Source organism: Kitasatospora sp. NPDC059803 (assembly GCF_042732255.1).
GTDB lineage: Bacteria > Actinomycetota > Actinomycetes > Streptomycetales > Streptomycetaceae > Kitasatospora.
The window spans coordinates 31,506-51,045 of record NZ_JBHWIJ010000022.1 but is presented as its reverse complement, the minus strand read 5'-3'; the positions used below and the strand labels follow the sequence as shown (position 1 = coordinate 51,045).

The following is a 19,540-nucleotide window of genomic DNA, read 5'->3' as shown; positions in this document are numbered from 1 at the left end:
GGGCGGCCGCGCGGGGGGCCGCCGGTGTCCCGCGGGGGCGCGGCGCGGGCGGGCGCGCCGCCCCCCGCCGGCCCCCGGGCCGAGCCCGTGGGAGCGCCCGTGGGAGCGCCCGTGGAAGCGCCGGTGGAAGCGCCGGTGGGAGCGCTCTCACGCCGTGTAGGATGGCCACTCCCGAGAGTGAGCCACACCGGAGTGTGATCATGACCCGAACTGACAGGCCGGGCCCCGGAAGGGCCCGGTCTGCCGCGCGACCGACGGTGGAGGACGTGGCCGCCCGCGCGGGAGTCAGCCGGGGAACGGTGTCCCGGGTCATCAACGGTTCGCCCAAGGTGAGCGCCAGGGCGAGGGAGGCCGTGGAGCACGCCGTCGCCGAGCTCGGCTACGTACCCAACCAGGCGGCACGGTCCCTGGTGACCTCGCGCACCGACGTCGTCGCCCTGGTCGTCCCGGAGAGCCTGGCGCGGCTGAGGTCGGAGCCGTACTTCGCGGACGTCATCACCGGGATCTCCGACGAACTCGCGTCGACCGACCTTCAGTTGCTGCTGACCCTGGTCCGCAACGAGGACGAGCGCGAGCGTCTGACGCGCTACCTCACCGCGCGCCGGGTCGACGGGGTGCTCCTGGTCTCGGTGCGCCAGGACGACCTGTTGCCCGACCTGCTCGAACAGCTCGGGATGCCGGCCGTACTGGGCGGTCGCCGGTCCGAGCGCGAATCGCTGAGCTACGTCCACGCCGACAACGCCGGCGGGGCCCGGGCGGCCGTCCGGCACCTGGTCGGGCGCGGCCGCACCAGAGTGGCCACCATCACGGGGCCGCTCGCCATGGAGGCGGCCGGGGCACGCCTGGCGGGGTACCGGGAGGCGCTCACGGAGGCCGGCCTCGCCCCGGAGGACGCGCTCGTCGCCCACGGCGACTTCACCGAGGCGGGCGGCTACGCGGCGATGTGCGAGCTCCTGGCCGAAATGCCCACCCTCGATGCCGTGTTCTGCGCCTCCGACCTGATGGCCGTGGGCGCGTTCCGGGCACTGCGCGAGGCCGGGCGGCGCGTGCCGGGAGACGTGGCCGTCGTCGGCTTCGACGACTCCGTCATCGCCCGTAGCACCGAGCCGCCCCTCACCAGTGTTCGCCAACCGACCGAGGCGATGGGGCGGTTGATGGTTCAGCTGCTGCTCGAGGAGATCGCCGAACCCGGGCGGCCGCGTCGCCAGGTGATCCTTCCGACCGAACTGACGGTCCGCGCCTCGGCCTGACGGCCTCGGACGGCTTCGAACTGAACGGCCGTCACGTTCCGTTGTTCCGGTATGAGCCACTGCCGCGTGTCGCGGCTGACCTGGGCATGAGGTGCTGCTACGCTCCCGATGGGTGTGGGAGCGCTCCCACGCGCCAAGATTCTGGGGGTGACGTGTCGAAGGCACAACAAGGGGATTCGGCATTCGGGGGCATGCTGAAGACGCTTCGTCATGAAGTGGGATTCACGCATGAGGAACTCGCCCGGCGTTCCCAGGTCAGTGTGAGGACGATCAGCGACATCGAGCGGGGCCGGGTGCGCCGACCACAGCGCCGCTCCGTCCAGCAGCTCGCGGAGGCGCTCGGCCTGGGGACCTCGCGATTGGAATGGTTTCTCCGTGCCGCGCGAGCCGTTCCCGGCAGCGGGCTCGATCAGCCGGACGGGAGCCGTCGCGAGACGCCGGCCGCCGGGGAGGTGGACGAACAGCCGTCCGCAGTAGTCGTGATGGTCCTGCCGTTGACCGCGATCGGCGAGAGCGGTCCGTGCTGTCGGCGCCGCCGACGCTGTCCGAAACCCCGCCCGGCCGGGCCCCGACACCTGCGCCGGGCCGGTTGACGGCCGTCGCGTGCGGCGGGCAGGCGCCGGCGGCCACACGTCCGCCACGAGGACGCCGAACGCGTACGCCCGCCCCACCAGCGCCGTCCGGTTGGGGACGTGCCACCGGCGGTGGGGTGGGCGGTGTCGGAGGCATGTCGGGCGGGTGTGGGCCGCTTCGGCATGCGGGTGCCGGGGTGGACTCTGGCGAGGTTTCATCCTCTGGGTGCGGCGCGGAAGTGTGACGGGCGGTGCCTGGCGCTGAGTGATCCTGTGGGGACGAGCGGTAGGTGGATTTGATTCAACTTTCGGGCGTCGTAGTTCGTCTACCCGGAGAGCCGAAACGAGCGGGTGCCGGGGCCGTATCTGCTGTTCATTGCTTGTTTATTCGGAGAAGCCAGAGTCATTACTGATCTTCCTGACTCGGGCGGCCGGACGGTGCCTGGCAGGCAACTCTGGAGAACGTACATCATGCCGCGCAAGCCACTTGGGACCCTGGTCGCCGCCGCTGGGGCGACCGTCGGGCTCACGCTCGTCACACCGGCCCGGGCCTCCGCCGCCGCCGTCATGGGGTGGGACGTGTCAGCGGAATCAGCACACCGATCGTGCGTACACCGACCCGGGTGTGGTGATGTGCGGCGCCTTCTCGGAATCGACTTCGTGAAGTCGCCGATCGACGAGGCCGGAAAGTGCGCCGAAGTTCGGGGAAAACAGGCCGAGTTGCATGAGGGCCCCTCCAGGATGCCGCGACGGCTCGCCGTGAGCGAGTGCACCATCAGCATCTTCTGGTGAGACGAGGGCTTCCGGGGTCGACCACCGACCCGGGCGGAGGCGATCGCCGAGCCGTCGCGTCACAGCCGAGGCCGGGACACGGATGCGAGCCGGACAGAACCGGAGACTCCGCTTCCCGCCGTCCGTCTGACCGGCATTCTCCGAACGGCCACGCCGTTCCCGTACGTCAACACAGATAAGACGACCGGCCCTCACCCCGGTCGTACCACCGGTCGACCGGGTTGCCTCCCCCACAGGCCTGAACCGACCGACCGCGCCAGCGCGTTCGCATCCTGTTACCCCCACGAAGAAGGAGGGTTTCCACATGACCGAGATTTCCACGCTTGCCGTCGTACGCTGCCTCGGCGGCTTTTCACTGGACTTGGGGGGACTCCCGGTCAGACGCTGGCGGGCCGGCAAGGCGCGCACACTGTTCCTTTACCTCCTCATCAACCGGGGCCGCACGGTCGACCGCGACGAACTGCACGCCGCGCTGTGGCCCGACCGCACCCGGGCGGCGGGCTCCAGCTCGCTCAAGGTCGCCAAGCACGCGGTGCACCAGATACTCAGCGGGCAGCAGGCCGCGGAGGAGCAGCCGGCCGCGGAGATCGTCTGCAGCGAGTACGGGTACTCCCTCAAACTCCACGACGCCTGGCTGGACTTCGAGGAGTTGGAGCGGCTGTGCAACGAAGGGCACCGGGCGGCGGCCCGAAGTGATCCGCGCGCGGCCGCGGAGTACTACCGCAGGGCGCTGGATCTTCACACCGGGGACTTCCTGCCCGGTGAGACCGCCGACTGGGCCAGGGAGCAGCGGGACTGGGTACGGTCCCTCGCGCTGGGAGCGGCGGACTTCCTCCTCCAGGAGGCACTGGACCGGGGCGAGCTGCCGAAGGTCATCGACATGTGCCGCCGCACGCTGGACATCGACCCGTACCAGGAGGACGTCTACCGGACTCTGATCCAAGTTCACGGCGACCTGGGCCAGTTAGGGCAGGCCAGGTCCTGGTACAAGCTGTGCCGGGCCCGGATGTCGGATGGTCTGGACATCGATGTCAGCCCTGACACCCAGCGGCTTCTGGAGCGGGTTCTGCGCACCCAGGACGCGTCCGCCCGGACAGTGGACCAGACTTCCGGCCCACGCGTAACCAATGCATAACCCACGCATAACCAGCTCATAACCAGCGCATAACCGCCCTGTCTAGACTCCGAAAACCGCGACCGGTCAAGGAGATTGGGGTAACCGTGCTGGAGACGAACCAGGGTTCCGTTCTTTCGGTGGAGAATCCCGGTGTTGGTGCCCCAGCCGATGCCGGGCCCCTGATCGTCGGCATCGGGGGCACCGTCCGCTCCGGTTCCTCGACGGAACGGGCGGTCCGGGCGGTACTCGCGGCCTCCGCTTCGGCGGGGGCCCGGACCCTGCTGCTGGGTGCCGAGGAACTTCAACTGCCGCTCTACACACCGGGGGAGTCACTGCGCACCCCGGCGGCCCGGCGGCTGGTCGAGGCCGTCGCCCTCGCCGACGGCCTGGTGATCGGCACGCCCGCGTACCACGGGGGCGTTTCCGGTCTGGTGAAGAACGCCCTCGACTACCTGGAGGACCTGCGCGAGGACGCGCGCCCGTATCTGCACGGCCGCGCCGTCGGCTGTGTCGTCACCGCGCGCGGGGCGCAGGCCGCTTCGACGCTGGCGGGGCTGCGCTCCGTCGTGCACGCCCTGAGGGGCTGGCCCACTCCCCTGGGAGTGGCCATCAACACGGAGAGCGTCACCCTGGCGTCCGACGACAGCACCGACGACAGCACCGACGACCCGCATCTCACCGCGCAACTGGCCACCGTCGGACGGCAAGTGGTCGAGTTCGCCCGGATGCGCACACCGGTCGGCTGAGCGCCCGGGGCCTGCCGCCCACCGCGGCCGCCCACCGTACGTCCCCCGTACGTCCGCCGTCACGATTCCCGCCCACGCCTTTGGTTCCGGCTGCCCTGACGCCGGATCCTTCGCATCCGCATTCCCACGTCCGACCGTGATTCCGAATGGAGCGCGCCATGGAAGACACCGCGAAGTCCACAGAGCCCGAGCAGACCGCCGAGGGGACGGAAGCCCCCCAAGCGGAAACCGCCGGGGCCGAAACCGCCGAGGACACCGAACTGGACGCGCTGGACGAGCTGGACGACGTCGACTTCGACCTCGACGAGGTCGAGAACAAGATCGCGCCGCTCGCCCTCGCCACCACCGAGCCCTCGCGATGGTGACGCGGGCGGCCGAGGTGAGCCGCGCATCCACCGCCTCCGTCCTGGTCGACGTGAACACCGGCCCGGCCGCCTCGTACAGCGGGCTGCGGGCGGGCATCGACGCCCTGCGCGCCGAGGGCGCCGACTTCACCGGGCTCGCGGCCGGGCACCCGTCCGAATGGGCGGAGCTCTTCCCCGCCGAGACCGCGCCCGGCACCGCGCCGCTGGAGGAGATCGCGCTCGCGCCGTCCGAGCGGCGGCTGCACCGGGAGAGCGAGCAGGTCTACCGCGTGCTGACGGTGGCCGCGACCGCCCTGTGCACGGGCACCGCGCAGTTGGGCAGGCCCCTGCTGCTCAGTGGGATGGGCGGCACCGACCTGTCCTCGCTGCGCGGCTTCATGCGGGCCTTCGAGCACGCGCAGCTCGTCGAGGGCGCCGAACTGCTGCTGGACGCGCCGACCTCCGTGCGCGAGCCGGTCGGCCGGTACGCCGACTACCGCGGGGAGCGGGTGCGCTGTCTGCGCCGCATGGGGCTGCCGGTCACCGAGGGCGACCTGGCCGTGGACCTGGGTACGGCTCCCGACGCCGGATTCGAGCCGGTGTCCGAGGAGGGCGAACTGTTCCTGCGGGCGAGGGACTCCGAGGGCTCCGCCGTGGACCGGGTGGCCGCCGCACTGGCCTACTGCCGCCGGGCGTTCTTCTCCACGAACTGGGAGGGCATGGCGGTCGTCGCCGACGAGGCGATCGGGCTGCTCGCCGGCATCCCCGAGTCGGGCGTACCCGGGCTGCTCGCCGAGGCGGAGCGCGAGGAGGAGCTCGTCCACGCCATCGAGTTCGAGACGGCGATCCTGCGCGGCACCGCCGACGTACGCGGTTTCCTGCTCAAGGTGCTCGGCATCCAGGCGGGCTTCCGCGGGGACCAGGACACGGCCCTCGCCTGCTTCCGGGCCATCCGGGAGGACGCCGCCGGCCTGTCCCCGGAGCTGCGTGCCCAGTCGCACCTGTACTCCGCGCTCACCCTGTCCAAGCGCAAGAACCGGCTGGCGGAGGCGGTCGCCGAGGTCGAGCAGGGCTTCGAGGTCGTCGGGGAACGTCCGGGCGAGCCCGAGAGCGTACGCCGCGAGCGCGGCTGGCTGCACAACCTGCGCGGGCTGACCCTGTTCGCGGAGCGGCGTCTCGGGGCGGCCTTCGAGCACGAGAAGCAGGCGCTGGCCTGCATGGCGGGTCTGACCGACGCCAGTGCCGCGCATCTGCGGATCAACCTGTACTCGAACATCAGCGTGCTCCAGGAGAAGGCGGGCAAGCACGCCTCGGCCCTGGCGACCTGGGAGAAGTTCAAGCAGGCCGCCGGCTCGTCGAACGCGGGCTTCCGCAAGCACCACGCGTACCGCAGCGCCGGGCTGCGGCTGCTCGTCGGCGAGCGGGACGCCGCCCTGGCGGACCTGGACACCACGCTGGTGAACGCGGCCGAGCTGGGTGACCGCTTCCACGAGACCGAGGTGCGCCTCGAACTGGGCATGCTGCACGCCTCCGGCGGTGACGCGAGGACGGGCGCCGAGCAGTACGAGCGCGCCGAGGCCGCGGCGCGGCTGCTGGGCGACCCGTACCGCATCGCGCTGGCCCAGGCGGGTCGGGTGATGACGACCGGCTCCGTGACCGCGGCCGGGTCGGTGGCGGCCATGGCGCCGCTGAGCCTCACCCGTCCCGGTGCGGCGGACGCCCTCGCCAAGGCCGTCGCCGACGGCGGTGACCTGCAAGGGCTGCTGCCCAAGCCGCGGACCAAGCTCAACCGCCCGTTCGACCTGATCAACTTTCAGGACTGAGGCCATGACGGACCATGCGACCCAGGGGGAGACGGGACAGCGGGCCAGGTGGCAGCTCTACGATCGGCTGCTGCTGCGCAGGGCGGGCTTCGGCATCGGCCTGCTGACCGCTCTCGGTGACGGGCCGGCGGGTGCCGCGGCCGCGGAGTACCGGGAGGCGGTGGCGCGGTTCGAGCAGAGCCGCGCCCGGCTCCAGGAGGCGATCGCCAAGGTCGTCACCGGCGCCGACCGCGAGCGGGACCGGGCCGGACTGCGCGAACTGTCGAAGCTGCGCGGCCGGGTGGGCCGCCGGCTGCCGGTGGAGCACGACCCGCGCGGCGGCGACGTGGCATCGGCGGTGGCATCGGCGGTGGCATCGGCGGTCGACGGCTACCGCGCGGCGCACTCCGCTCAGCAGCAGGCGGGCGAGCGGCTGACCACCGCCCTGGGTGAGGAGGTGCTGCGGCGGCCGGAGCGGGTCCGCGACGTGCTCCGCGACGAGCGGGTGTGCGACGCACTGCTCCAGCTGTCGCCGTCCTTCCACACCGAGGCGGTGCGCTGGGTCGACGGCTGGCAGCAGCAGGACAGTACGACAGGCCGCAACCGCGCCAAGGACCGGTCCTTCTACCGCCGCGTCTACCTGTACGGCCAGCGGCTCGGCGCGAAGAACGAGACGACCAGCTTCTTCGGTCCGCTGGTGCACGGCCGGGTCGACCGTGGCGCCGAGGGCACCGTCCTCGGCCCCGAGACGGCCTGCGGCTACCACCTCCTGGAGGCGCAGACCGCGTTCTGGGCCGTGTGCGAGCTGGCCAAGCTCATCGGCACGGACCCGCAGGTGCGGGACCGCCCGCCGGTGGCCTGGATACCGTCCTGCCGCCGGACACCGGGCGAGGTGCCGGGCGGGACACCAGGCGGGGCACCGGGGTCGGGGACGATCCAGTCCGCCGACGGCCGCCGGATCACCCTGTCCGGGGTGCGGTGGCAGCTCGCCGAGGCCGTCGACGGGCGGCGTTCCCCCGCCGAACTGGCGGCGCTGGCAGGACTCGACCTCGCGCAGACGCGCCGGGTCCTGGACCGGCTGCGGCAGGCGGGGGCCGTCCGGCTCTGGCCCGAGCCGCCGTCCACCGCGGCACGGCCGCTGGACTGGCTGGTCTCCTGGGCCGACCGCTACGCGCAGGACACCGCCTGGCCGGCACGGCTGCGGGAACTGCGCGACCTGGGCGACGCCTACGCGGCGGCCGACGGCCACCGTGCCCGGGCGGTCGCGCTCGAGCGCGTCGAGGAGTGCTTCACCCGGCTCACCGAGGTCGACGCACGTCGCGCCGGCGGCCGGATGTACGCGGACCGGCTGGTGGTGTCCCTGGACGCCAAGGGCGACCAGAGCCCGGTGGTGGTCGGTGGCGACGTGGCCGGGCGCTGGGAGTCCGAGCTCAGCCCGGTGCTGGACGTGGCCGCCCGCTACGGCGAGCTCCAGCAGCACGCGGCGGCCGAGCTGTGCGCGGGGATCCTGCGTGAGGCGGGCGGCGGCGCCATGCCGTACGACGAGCTGATCCGCCGGATGCGCGCCTCCGTCGAGGCGGGCGGTCTGGACCGGCTCGCCGGGCCGCTGATCGGGTTCAAGCGGGACTACGCGGCGCTGGTGGAGTCCGCCGTGCAGGGCCAGGAGGCCCGGCTCTCCCCCGCCGAGCTCGCGGGGTTCGCGCCCGAGCCCGGCCGGCCCCGTTTCGTCAGCCCGGATCTGATGCTGGAGAACCGGGAGGACGGCGGCGAGCTGCTGGTGCTGGGCGAGCTTCACCCGTACGTCTTCGCCTGGGGTTCACAGGGGCTGTTCAGCGACGAACAGGACCGGATGCTGAGCGACTTCGAGGCGGGTCTCGAACCGTGGGGCGGCCCCGAGCGGCTGGCCACGGTGATCCGCCGCAGGCGCCACAAGGGCCTGGTGGCCGACTGGTTCCCGGGCCGCTTCATCGAGATCACCTCGGTGGCCACCGACGACCGGGAGCGGACCGTGCCGCTGACCGATCTGACCGTCGCCCTGGTGGACGGCACGCCCCGGCTGCGCACCCCGGACGGTGAACTGACCCTGTACGCCGGCGAGGACGACCATGTGCACCTGCGGGCCTTCGCCGCACCCGGAGTGGGGCTGCCGCTGGTGCGGATCGGGGACTTCGCGCCGAGGATCGTGGTCGGCGACCTGCTCGTGCAGCGGGCCCGCTGGTGGTTCGACCGTGCCGACCTCGGGGTCGACGCGGCACGCGACCCCGCCGCCGCCTTCCTCGCCGTCCAGTCGCTGCGGGCCCGGCACGGAGTGCCCCGGTTCTGCTTCGCCTCCCTCGCGCACGAGCCGAAACCGGTCGGGATCGACCTGGACAGTCCGCTGGCCGTCGACGCACTGGTGGCGATGGTGCTGGCCGGTGACAGCGCGACGGTGTCGCTGGCCGAGATGAGGCCGGCCCCGGACGCGCTGTGGCTGCGCCACGGCGGGGCCCCCGTGACCTCGGAGTTCCGGATCGCCATGAAGCGAGCGTCGTCATGACCCACCGATCCGACCGATCCGACCTGTCGCCACAGGAATCGACGGCGCGGCGGCACGGCTGGGAGCTGCTGCCCACGGTCGTCCTGCGCAGCGCCGGGTTCCCCTGGCAGATGGTCGAGCGACTGGCCTGTGAACGGACCCGTCTGCTCATCGAGGAGCTGTTCGCCCTGGAGGCCCGGTCGGCCGACGTGGCGTCACGGCTGCACCCGGCGGGGCGGCTGTCCCGGGGCCAGCAGGCCAAGTTGCGCGGTCTGCGGCCGCTGCCCGCGTCGGACAACCTGCCCGCCGACTGGCTGGCCGAGTGGAACGCCGCGGCGGAGCAGGTGAGCGCGGTGCGGGAGCGGCTCGCCGCCACCGTCGAGGCCGACACGGCGGCGGTCGACGAGGCGCTCGCCGCCGTCCGCACCGATCCGCGGGTCAACGACGCCATCGTCTGCTCGTCCCCCGCCGTCCACCGCGATCTCGCACGGGGTGCGGCCGGCGGCCGGATCCGGCGCCAACTCGCCTCCTACGCACAGCGGCTGGCGTCCAAGAGCGAGACGATGAGCTTCTTCGGGCCCATCAACTACGGCAGGCTCAGCCCCGGCTCCGACGCCGCCACGGCGCTGGACTGGGAGGGCCACACCGCGATCCCGGTCCGCCAGGCGCACACCGCGGCCCGGGTCAACGACGCCGTGCAAGGCCTGCTGCTGGGCGATCCGGCGCTGGCCGAGCGGCTGGCGCCGGTGCGCAAGACGATGACGGGGCCGCCCCGCGGCACGGGCGTCGGCGCGGCGCTGCTGCGGGAGGCCGACGGCGTACGGACGGTGGCCCGGATCGCGTCCGGGTGCGGTGCCGGCGCCCTGGAGGCGGTGGAGGCGTTCGCGGCCGCCGTGGCGAAGGGGACGCTGACGCACACCCTGTGCCCGCCGGCGACCGTGGTCGACCCGCTGCGCTGGACCCTGGAACGCATCGACGCCTCGGACACCGAAACGGCCGCCCGCGCGGCCGGGGTGCGGGCCCTGCTGGTGAAGGTGCTCGCACTGCTCGACGGCTACCCGTCGGCGCCGCCCGAGCGGAAGCTGACCGTCCAGGCCGAACTGGAGGCGCTGCTGCCCGTCGCCGACCGCTCGGCGGAACGCGGCCGCTTCTACAACGACCGGGTCATCATCCACGAGGCCGCCGTCGGCACAGCCCGGCTGGAGGTCCGCGGACCGCTGGCCCGCGACATGTGCGACGCCGTCGCGCCGGTGCTCGACCTGCTGGCCCACGAGGCCGAGGCGACCCGCGTACGCACCAACCGGGCGGTCGCGGCCCGGCTGGGAGCGGGACGCATCCCGCTGCTGCGGGCGCTGCGGGAGTGCGCGGACCTCGCCATCGAGCCGGGCGGAGAGCTCGGCGCCGAGCTGAGCCGGGTGATCGGGGCCGAAGGCGCGGACCGGGCCGAACTCGACGTGGCGGGGCTGCTCGCCGCGCCGCCACCGCCCGCCGCCCCGGTGCTGTGCTCCATCGACGTCCTGATCGCGGCTCCCGACCTGGCCGGATACGAGCCGGGGGTGACCCCGCTCATACTCGGCGACATCCACGACGCGGCGCTGCTCACCCCGTGGGCGCTGCAGTTCCATCCGGACGCCGCGGCGCTGCTCGCCGAGCGGGACGCCGGGGTGCGCAGGGCGCTGGGCGACCAGGTGGCCGTCAATGTGATCTCCCGTCGTACGACCGGGCTGCCGCCGCTGGAGTTCCCCGGGGTGGTGCTCGAACTGGGCGGCATCGCCGGCCCGGACCGGGAGCGGATCGGCCTGGACCAGCTGTGGCTGGAGAGCGACGGCGAACGGGTCGTCCTGCGCGGCGACACCCACCCCGGCCGGAGCCTGCTGTTCCACAACGGCGAGCTCGACACCGCCGTGCACACCGCGCTGGCACTGCCCCGGATCCGCCGCCCGGTGCTGCCGGACCTGCCGCACGTGCCGCGGCTGCGCTGGGGCAACGTGGTGTTCTCGCGGCGGCGTTGGGCGCTGCCGAGCGCGGCGCTGCTGGAGGCGCACGGCAGCCAGCGCGACGCCGAGCGGCTGCTCGCCACGGCCCGGCTGCTCCGGGAACGGGGCCTGCCCGACCGCTTCTTCGCGAAGTCACCGGCCGAACGCAAACCGGTGTACGTGGACACCGCGAGCCCCGAACTCCTCAAGGGCATGGCCCGGCTGGCGGGCACGGCGGAACAGCTCCTGCTGTCCGAGACGCTGCCCGCACCCGAGGACGCCTGGCTGCGGGACGGCGAGCTGCGCTTCGCCTCCGAGCTGCGCTGTGTGTATCTGCGGGGCGGTGGTGAGCGGTGACGCGCCGGGTGGTGCTCCCTCCCCTGTTCGATCCGACTCTGGAACCGGAGCTCGGGCCGGACGACCAACTGATCGACGTGAACGCGCACTTCGTCGCACGCCTCGCGGACACCGGGGCACTCGCCGCGCTGGCCGACGACTACGACCTCGGCAGGCGCGGCGGGGCCGACCCCGCGGAGAACCGGACCAGGGCGCTGTTCGCGCGGGCCGCCGCACTGATCACCGCGCGGGGCGGCCAGGCCGCGGGCCGGCTGCGGGCCATGGGCATGGCGCTGCGGCTGGCGGGCGAGGCCGATCCGGCCCTGCGGCTGGCCGCGGACGACGTGGAACTCGTCGGCGGCACCACCGAGTGCGGGGCCGACGTGGTGCTGGCCGCGCAGCGGACCGAGCTGCTGGGGCCCGAGGCGCGGTGGACTCGTACGGCGGCCCCGGACGGGCGGGTGCACCTGGTGATCGAGACCGACCAGCAACTCCCGGCGGCCGCGGTGCTCCTGGAGGCGCTCGGCCCCGCACGGGTCGTGCTGTGCGGGCGTTTCGCCACCGCGCACCGGAAGGCGCTGCGCGCGCTCGCCCCGTTCTCGGCGGCGGCGGGCTTCGACGACTGGGCTCCGGCCTGGCGGCTGGGCAAGGAGTGGTCGGGGGACGGCACGCCGGCCCGCTGGGTCCGCCGCGCGGCCGACTGGCCGGCCGGCGCCCCCTGGGCGGGCTGGCTGGCCCCGGACGAGGCGGCGGCGCTGCCCGCCGAGGCGTGGCGCGAGTGCCGGGGCGCGGCGCTGACCGTGGCACGGCTGGAGTCCTGGGCCGAGGTGACGGGGGCGGACGGCCGCCGTACCGATCTGCGGACCGTCCTGGACGCGGTGGACGGGGCCCTGCTCCGGGTCGAACTGCTCGTCGGGGCGCCCGGGGTGAGTGCCGAGGAGACGGCCGGCACGGCGCGGAGCCTGCTGTCCGGGCCGGGGCCCCGGCTCGCGGGGCTCAGCCCGTTCCGGCTGCCGACGGCCCGGGGCGGCGCGGCACCGCAGGCCTGGGGCGGCGTGCCGCTGATCCGGCACACGACCCCGGGCAACGACCTGCCCCGCTGGGACCGGTTCAGCGGGCCCGGGACACTCGACGAAACGGCGCGCACCGCGGCGATCGGCGCACTCAACGCCGAACTCGGCGCCGTGGCCGACCTGTTCCCCGGCCGGTTCGCCTGCTGCGTGCTCGCCGCACCGGACGGGACGGCGGTGTGGGAGCCGTCGGCCGCCGTCGTCGCCGGGGAGGGGCCCGGCCCGGACGGCCAGGGCCCGGGTTCATTCGTGGTGAACCTGCGGACGGGCAGCGCGTTCCGGCTGCATCCGAAGCTGACGCCGGTCGTGGAGCGGCTCTCGTCCGGCGACACCGCCGTCCTGGACCGGATCAGCGATGGTGCCCGAAGGAAACTGACCGACCGGCTGGTCCAGGCCGGTGTGATGCGGAGGAGCCAGTGAGCCGACAGTGGCGCATCGGGCGGGAGTTCATCCTGCGCCATGCGGGAATGCCGTTCGACTGGCTGGAGGAGCTGGGCGCGCCCCACTCCCTGCTGGAACTCGCGGACGAGCTGCTCGACCGCGAGCGGACCGTCCTGGAGTTGGTGGAGACGCAGTTCAGCGGGCCCCGCGCCGAGTCGCTGCGCTCCGACGTGCTGCGCGGACGGGCGCGGCAGCTGCCGGCGTCGTCCGGCGGGCCGCAGTGGAGCCGGGCGGTGAGCGCCTGGGCCGACGCCTGGGAACGCTACGCGCTCGCCTGCCGGCAGGCCGACGACGAGGCCGGAAAGCGGCTGCGGGATCTGCTGGCGGATCCGGGGGTCTCCGAGGCCGTGTTCCTGTCCAACCCGGACGCGTACCGCAACATGCTGCTCCCGCTGCTGGCGTACGAAGGCCCGCTGACCTCGCGCTGGCGCCGGGTGCGCCGGCAGATGTTCACGTACGTGCAGCGGTTCTGCGCGAAGAACGAGACGGTGAGCTTCTTCGGGCCCATGGCGTACGGCACGGTGGGCGAGGGCGAGGGTGCCGTGCTGCGCGACGACGTGCCCCGCGTCCGCCGGGTGTTCTTCTCGCACTGGGCGGCGCGTGCGCTGGCCACGGCGATCGCCCGGGACCCCAGGGTCCTTCCGCATCTCGCGTTCCACTCCACCGGCCGGGGTGACGCGGCGCGGGAGCCGCTGCTGCCGCTCGTGGCCCCGGACGGAACGGTGTTCCGCGACGTGGTGCGCGCCGCCGGGCAGCCGGCCCGCGACGTGGCCAGGACGCTGATGCGGCTGGTGGCCGAGGAGGCCGTCACCATCGGCCTCGGCGGCGGCGACTACGACCTGGAGCCCCTCGCGACGCTGCGGGACCAGCTCTCCGCGCTGCCCGCCTCACCGGCCCGCGAGCTGTGGCTCGACCGGGTAGCTGAACTCGCCTCCCTCATCGACGAGTTGGCGCAGGCGCCGCTGGAGCGCAAGGCGGCCGCCGTCGCCGCCCTGGAGGAGCGGTTCACCGAGTTCACCGGCAGGCCGGCCAGGCGGGGCGCCGGTGCGGCGTACGCCGACCGCGCCGTGTTCTTCGAGGAGTGCGCGTCACCCTTCGCGCTGACCCTCGGAGCCGGGCTGGTCGGCGACTGGGAGCGGCAGCTCGCCCCCGTACTGGAGGTGTGCGCCGCGCACGGGCAGGCCGCCCAGCGCGCCGCGGCGGCCGCAGTGCGCGACGCCTTCACGGACGGCGCCGCAGGAGAAACGGGCCCAACCGGGGCGCCGGCCACGGAGTTGGACCTCCTCACGTACGCGACCCGAGCGGCCGCGAGCCGGTCCGACTCGACCAGCACCTTCCAGGCGGCCCACGCCCCCGTCTACCCCGGCGCCGACTGGCGGGCCGAGGTCGAGCGGCTGACCGAGGAGGCCGGGGCGCTGGACGGCGACCGGTACGCGGTCATCGACCTGTGCCCCGCGGCGCCGGAGGCCGCCGGGCTCGGCGCGGACGCCCCGCTCGTCCTCTCCCGCGCCCACCACCACCTGCTGGTGCGCAGCTGGCTGGGCACGATGCACCCGGATCCGGACCGGCTCGGCGCGGACGCCGCCGCCTGGACGGCGGCGCAGGACGGCGCGGTCGTCGGCCTCGACTTCGGGCGCCGCAACAAGGGCTACTACCGCTTCCCCGGCCGTGAGGTCGCGATGCGCCCGCTGACCTGGACCGACCACGACCAGCCGGAGCTGCTGAAGCCGGAGGACCTCACCGTCCGCATCGGGCCGCACGACGTCACCCTGCACGATCCGGACGGCAAGGCGGTCAGCGCGTACGTCCCGCTGAGCGACTTCGTCAAGTACGCCCCGATCGCCGCCCTTTCGCATCCGCAGGTGCTCCACCCCACCTTCACCACCGAGGACGCACAGCCCGAAGTGGCCCTGGGATCGGTCGTCCTGCAGCGGTCCCGGTGGCAGGTGCCCACTGCGGCGCTCGCGGCACCGGAGCCCGAGGCGCGGTTCCTCGCGCTGCGCAGGCTGGCCCGGGACACCGGAACGCGGTTCGTCTTCTGCCGCAGCGCCCATGAGCGCAAGCCGTACCTGATCGACCTGGCCTCGCCGCTCGCGGCGGACCTGATCAGCCATGTGGCGCGCGGTGCCGAGCAGTTGGGCGTGGAGCGGATGGCACCGGGACCGGACGAGCTGTGGCTGCGCGACGGCGAAGGCCGGCGCTACACCAGCGAGCTGCGGATGCAGATCATCGGCAGCGACGACAGCAGCAGCGGCAGCAGGAACAGCGACGGCAGCACCAACAGCGACGGGAGCAGCACGCGATGACGCACACCACGCTCTTCGCCGAGCACTCGCTGCGGATGCGGGCCGACGTGCTCCCGGACGGCACCGTCTCCACCGAGCGGACCTCGGTGCGCGGAATGAGCGTCGAACGGCACCTCGACCGGGGCTTCACCGAGCACCGCTTCGCCGACGGCGACGACCTGCTGGCCTCTGGCGCCGCCGGAGCGGGCCCGGAGGCCGCCGACGCGCTGCGCGAGGTGCAGGAACGGCCGCTGTTCGAGCTGACCCCCGAGCTGCGCGCCGAGCTCGCCGGGATCGCCGCCGAGACCGGCGCGGAGCTGACCCTGGGGGTGGCCCAGCAGCACGTCGCCGCCGGCGGCGCGGACCGCGTCGCCACCACCGAGCGGATCGTCACGACCCTGGAGACCAGGCTGACCGGTGACGACGGCACCGTCCACTCCCGGTCGCTGCTGTGCGCTCCTGCGGGCTCCGACCCGGGCGGGCTGCGGGACGCGGCCGTGCGGACGGCCGAGGCGGTGCGCGAACGCCTCGCACTGCCGCTCGCCGCCGAACTCCCGGACGGCGCCGACCTCGTGCTGCTGCCCGGCCTCGCCGGGGCGTTCTTCCACGAGATCGTCGGACACCCGATGGAGGCCGACGTGGTCGCGTCCGGGACGAGCTACCTCGGGGCGCGCGCCGGGCGGCGGGTCGCACCCGCGTGGCTGTCGGTGCTCGACGGCGGTGCGCACGACGGGCCGGGCTACCGCAGTCCGTTCGACGACGAGGGCACCCCGTGCCGCACCCTGCGGCTGATCGACCGGGGCACGGTGGGGCGGCCGATGACCGACCGGGCGCTCGCCGCCCTGCTCGGCGGCGGCCCCGGCACGGGCCACGGGCGCAAACAGAGCTACCGGCACCCGGCGATCCCCCGGATGACCCACACCGTGGCCCTGATCGAGCCCGCGGCCGAGCCGGAGCCGCCCTCGGGCGACTGGATCGCCCCGTACGGGCTGCGGCTGGACATGATGAACATCGCCTCGGGCGCCTTCGTCTTCCACGCCCCGTTCTCCTTGCTGCACCGCGTCGACGGCAGCACCGCCCGGCTGGGCCCGCTGACGGTGACCGGTGACGGAGCGCGGGTGCTCGCGGGTCTGCGGCCCTACGAGCACCGGGTCGCCGCCTATCTGCGGGCCACCGGGGGCTGCGGGAAGCTGGGGCAGTACCCGGTGCCGGTGTCGTTCGCCAACGCCGGATTCCGGCTGCCGGCCGGGCTCGTCGGGCTGCGGGCGGTGGCCCGTGGCTGAGACCAGGATCCGTGCCTCCGGAATCGTCACGCCCACCCGCGGCGCGGCGCGGCTGACCGTCTCGCTCGACACCCTGCGCCTCGAACGGGACGCGACGGGCCGGGTCACCGGCTCCCGGCGGGTCGCCGGATCGGCGGACCAGGACGCGGGCAAGGAGACCGGGCTGCTGCTCACCGAGGCGGCCGAACGGACGGCGTCGGCCGTCGCCGGGCTCCAGAGCGCGGTGGCGCAGATCCACGAGTGGCGTGACGGCGACGGCCTGCCGGTGTCCCGGCGGGCCGAGTTGCTGGCCCGCGTCGAGACCCCCGGCGGTCCCGTGCTGCTCGGCACCAGCGGCCCCGGGGATCCGGCCGGGCTCGTGGAGGCGCTGCCCTGGGACGAACTCGGGGCGCTCTCGGAGCCGTTCGTACCGGCCGACCCGCCGGACGACTGGCGCGAGCGGCCGCTGCTGCTGCGGCCGTCCGCGGCGTCGGTGCTGGTGGCCGGTGCGGCCTTCTCGCTGACCTCGCGCGGGGGGCGCGCGACCGCCGCCCGGCTGGCGGGGCGGCGCATCCTGCCGCAGCTGACCCTGACCGACCTGCCGTCGGCGCCGCCCGGGTCGGCGCTGGACGGGTCGGCGCTGAACGGGTCGGCGCTGAACGGGTCGGCGCTGAACGGGTCGGGGCTGGACGCTTCGGCGCTGGGCGCTTCGGGGCTGGACGACCGGGGCGACCCGGCGCTGCCCACCGTCCTGGTCGACGGCGGCCGGATCTGCCCGCCGCCCCCGCTCGCCGAGGGCATCGCGCGCGGCCGGGCCGTGTGGGACCACGACACCGGCGGGTTCGGCCCGCCGCCGCTGGCCAGGCTCGAACTCGACGGGCCCCGGGCCGAGGTGCCCCCGGACGCGGTGGAACTCGTCTGGTGCGTGGAAGGCCTCCAGCGCTACCACGGCGACGGCACCGTCCGGCTCCAGTGCCTGGCCAGGGTCGCGGACCGGCCCGGCGGCTGGTTCCGCCTCGCCCTGCGGGGCAAACCCGTCCATCTGCTGCGCCAGGCCCGCGGCCTGGCCGGCCCACCCATGGCTGTCCACAGCGACAGCGACGTGACCACCCGCTCGCTGGTACTCGCCGGCGCGGCCGAAATGGAAGGTGCAGGACATGCCGTCGTCACCGTCATCACCCCCTGACTTCACGCTCATCGGCGGAGGGATCGTCGGCGCCTGCCTCGCCGAGGAGTTGAGCGACAGCGGGGCGTCCGTCCGGGTGCTCGACGCCGGCGCCGAACCCGGGCACTCGACCAACCGCGCGGCGGGGGTGGCGGTCCCCTCGCTGCGCTACCTCACCGACCGGGAGTTCTACGACTGGCTGCGGACCGCCAAGCGGGACCTGGACGCCGACGTCGCCCGGCTGGAGCCGGAGTACGGCGCGTTCAGCGTGGCCAGGCCCATCCTGCGCGCCCTGCGCGAGACGGACGTCGAGGCCCACGGCGACGTGCTGAGCGGGCTCGGCGTCGGCGACTGGGTGGAGGGCGACGCCCTCGCGCAGGCCGCGCCCGGGCTCAAGCTGCCGACCAGCAGGCGCTACCTCCTCGACCCGGACGGGCTGATGATCGACGGCCGCCGCTACCTGGACGCCGTACGGCGCCGGTGCCTGGCCCGGGGCGTCGACTGGCAACAGGGCGTCACGGTCCGGGAAGTACGCGAGGAGGGCGCGGCCGTCTCGGTGCTGACCTCCGACGGAACGCTCCGCGCGGACCGGGTGGTGATCACCGCCGGCGCCTGGAGCTCGGGCAAGGGCCTGGCCGAGGCGACCGGAGTCCGGCCGCAGCGCGGGCAGATGGCGGTGCTGCGGACCGACGAGGAGCTGAACTGCATCCTGTCCTCCGCCTACTACCTCGCGCCCGGGGTCGGTGACGACGTGATCGTCGGTGCGACGGAGGAGGACACGGGCTTCGCCGAGCACGTGACCACCCAGGGCATCGCCAACCTGCTGCGGTTCGCCACGACCGTCATGCCGGGGCTCGCGGACTCGGTGCCCGTGGAACTCCGCGCCGGACTGCGCCCGGTGTCCGGCACCGGACGGCCGCTGGCGGGCGCGCTGCCCGGCCACGAGCGGATCTTCCTGTCGGCCGGCCACGCCGGGCACGGGCTGCTCTCGGCGCGCGCCACCGGCAAGGGCATGGCGGCCGGCCTGGTCGGCGACGACTGGGAGGCCCTGCCGTACAGCATGTGCCCCTCGCACGCCCTGGGCGGTGCCTCCTGATGCGCATCGACCACGTGATCCTCGGCGCGCGCACCATCGAGCCGCTGCGCGAACTGCTGTGGGACGAGTACGGGTTCGGCATCACCGACGGCAGCCCCAACCCGGACGGCACGGCGAGCTGGGTGGTGCCCTTCGACACGCCCGACGTGCAGTACCTGGAGCTGCTCGTCACCCACGACGAACGGCGGCTGGCGGGCGAGGACTTCGGCCGACTGTTCCTCGAACGGACGGCGGACGGGCCGGACTTCCTCAACTGGGCGGCGCTGACCGACGACATCGAGTCCACCGCACGCGCGGTGGAGACGGTCACCGGAGCGGATCCGGACCTCTTCCGCGGCGAGTCCGTCCGGGCCGACGGAGGGAGCGTGCCGTGGGCGGAGGCGGCGTTCGACCTGTCGTGGCGCAGCCGGGTGCTGCCGTTCTTCCTGAGCTACGGCGACCCGCAGGCGCGCGCGGCACGGGTGCCGGGCGATCTCAAGGCGGCCGGGCACCGGGTCTGCCCGAAGGCGCTGCGGCGCCTTGAGACGGGCCCGGCGCGGGAGCCGGAGCGGGCTTGGGCGGACCGGTGGCCCGGACTCGCCGCGCTCGACGTCCTGGTCGACCCCGCGGCCGGTCCCCGCATCTCGGCGGTGCACATCGACACCGCCGAGGGCGAGACGGTGGTGCGGCTTCCGTGACCCCCGCACGCCCCGCACCCGCGGGGGCACCGGGCGGCCTTTGCCGCAGCACCGCCGCGGCCGGGGCGTCCGGGCCTGCCCGGCCGGGCAGGTC

Annotated in this window: 14 protein-coding genes; all 14 read left to right on the top strand. The window is 74.1% G+C overall.

The window, feature by feature from the left end; genetic code table 11:
• The first annotated feature begins 200 nt into the window (after nt 1–200).
• The 14 genes from ACFV6I_RS06005 to ACFV6I_RS05940 all read left to right on the top strand — a co-directional run bounded on the left by ACFV6I_RS06005 (nt 201) and on the right by ACFV6I_RS05940 (nt 19,446).
• Entirely contained in the window at nt 201–1,250 is a 1,050-nt protein-coding gene (locus ACFV6I_RS06005) for a LacI family DNA-binding transcriptional regulator (protein ID WP_380423690.1), read from the top strand.
• 191 nt (nt 1,251–1,441) lie between these two features.
• The gene (locus ACFV6I_RS06000; protein WP_380423689.1) at nt 1,442–1,843 is read left to right on the top strand and encodes a helix-turn-helix domain-containing protein; all 402 of its coding nucleotides are present in this window, start codon (nt 1,442–1,444) and stop codon (nt 1,841–1,843) included.
• A gap of 1,075 nt (nt 1,844–2,918) precedes the next feature.
• Nucleotides 2,919–3,749, top strand: coding sequence for a BTAD domain-containing putative transcriptional regulator (locus tag ACFV6I_RS05995; protein WP_063346287.1), 831 nt, complete (start codon nt 2,919–2,921; stop codon nt 3,747–3,749).
• An 86-nt stretch (nt 3,750–3,835) separates the two neighbouring features.
• Entirely contained in the window at nt 3,836–4,477 is a 642-nt protein-coding gene (locus tag ACFV6I_RS05990; protein WP_380423688.1) for an NADPH-dependent FMN reductase, read from the top strand.
• Nucleotides 4,478–4,635: 158 nt separating this feature from the next.
• Complete coding sequence (locus ACFV6I_RS05985) at nt 4,636–4,842, top strand: ammosamide/lymphostin RiPP family protein (protein WP_380423687.1); 207 nt, start codon at nt 4,636–4,638, stop codon at nt 4,840–4,842.
• 14 nt (nt 4,843–4,856) lie between these two features.
• Nucleotides 4,857–6,644 carry a hypothetical protein gene (locus ACFV6I_RS05980; protein WP_380423686.1) on the top strand — a complete coding sequence of 596 codons (1,788 nt, stop codon included), beginning with the start codon at nt 4,857–4,859 and terminating at the stop codon, nt 6,642–6,644.
• A gap of 4 nt (nt 6,645–6,648) precedes the next feature.
• Complete coding sequence (locus ACFV6I_RS05975; protein WP_380423685.1) at nt 6,649–9,159, top strand: lantibiotic dehydratase; 2,511 nt, start codon at nt 6,649–6,651, stop codon at nt 9,157–9,159.
• The gene (locus ACFV6I_RS05970; protein ID WP_380423684.1) at nt 9,156–11,471 is read left to right on the top strand and encodes a lantibiotic dehydratase; all 2,316 of its coding nucleotides are present in this window, start codon (nt 9,156–9,158) and stop codon (nt 11,469–11,471) included. The genes ACFV6I_RS05975 and ACFV6I_RS05970 overlap by 4 nt, the downstream gene beginning before the upstream one ends.
• An 8-nt stretch (nt 11,472–11,479) precedes the next feature.
• A complete protein-coding gene (locus ACFV6I_RS05965; protein ID WP_380423683.1) occupies nt 11,480–12,940 on the top strand; it encodes a hypothetical protein in 1,461 nt (486 codons plus the stop codon).
• Nucleotides 12,937–15,267 (top strand): lantibiotic dehydratase, encoded by a 2,331-nt coding sequence (locus tag ACFV6I_RS05960; protein WP_380423682.1) that lies wholly within the window; start codon nt 12,937–12,939, stop codon nt 15,265–15,267. The genes ACFV6I_RS05965 and ACFV6I_RS05960 overlap by 4 nt, the downstream gene beginning before the upstream one ends.
• On the top strand, nt 15,264–16,529 hold the full coding sequence (locus tag ACFV6I_RS05955; RefSeq protein WP_380423681.1) for a metallopeptidase TldD-related protein: 1,266 nt from the start codon (nt 15,264–15,266) through the stop codon (nt 16,527–16,529). Before ACFV6I_RS05960 ends, ACFV6I_RS05955 begins: the two co-directional genes overlap by 4 nt.
• Nucleotides 16,522–17,694 (top strand): hypothetical protein, encoded by a 1,173-nt coding sequence (locus tag ACFV6I_RS05950; protein ID WP_380423680.1) that lies wholly within the window; start codon nt 16,522–16,524, stop codon nt 17,692–17,694. Before ACFV6I_RS05955 ends, ACFV6I_RS05950 begins: the two co-directional genes overlap by 8 nt.
• Nucleotides 17,666–18,769: an NAD(P)/FAD-dependent oxidoreductase gene (locus tag ACFV6I_RS05945; RefSeq protein WP_380423679.1), complete on the top strand. Its 1,104-nt coding sequence runs from the start codon at nt 17,666–17,668 to the stop codon at nt 18,767–18,769. Before ACFV6I_RS05950 ends, ACFV6I_RS05945 begins: the two co-directional genes overlap by 29 nt.
• Nucleotides 18,769–19,446, top strand: coding sequence for a VOC family protein (locus tag ACFV6I_RS05940; RefSeq protein ID WP_380423678.1), 678 nt, complete (start codon nt 18,769–18,771; stop codon nt 19,444–19,446). The genes ACFV6I_RS05945 and ACFV6I_RS05940 overlap by 1 nt, the downstream gene beginning before the upstream one ends.
• Nucleotides 19,447–19,540 lie beyond the last annotated feature (94 nt).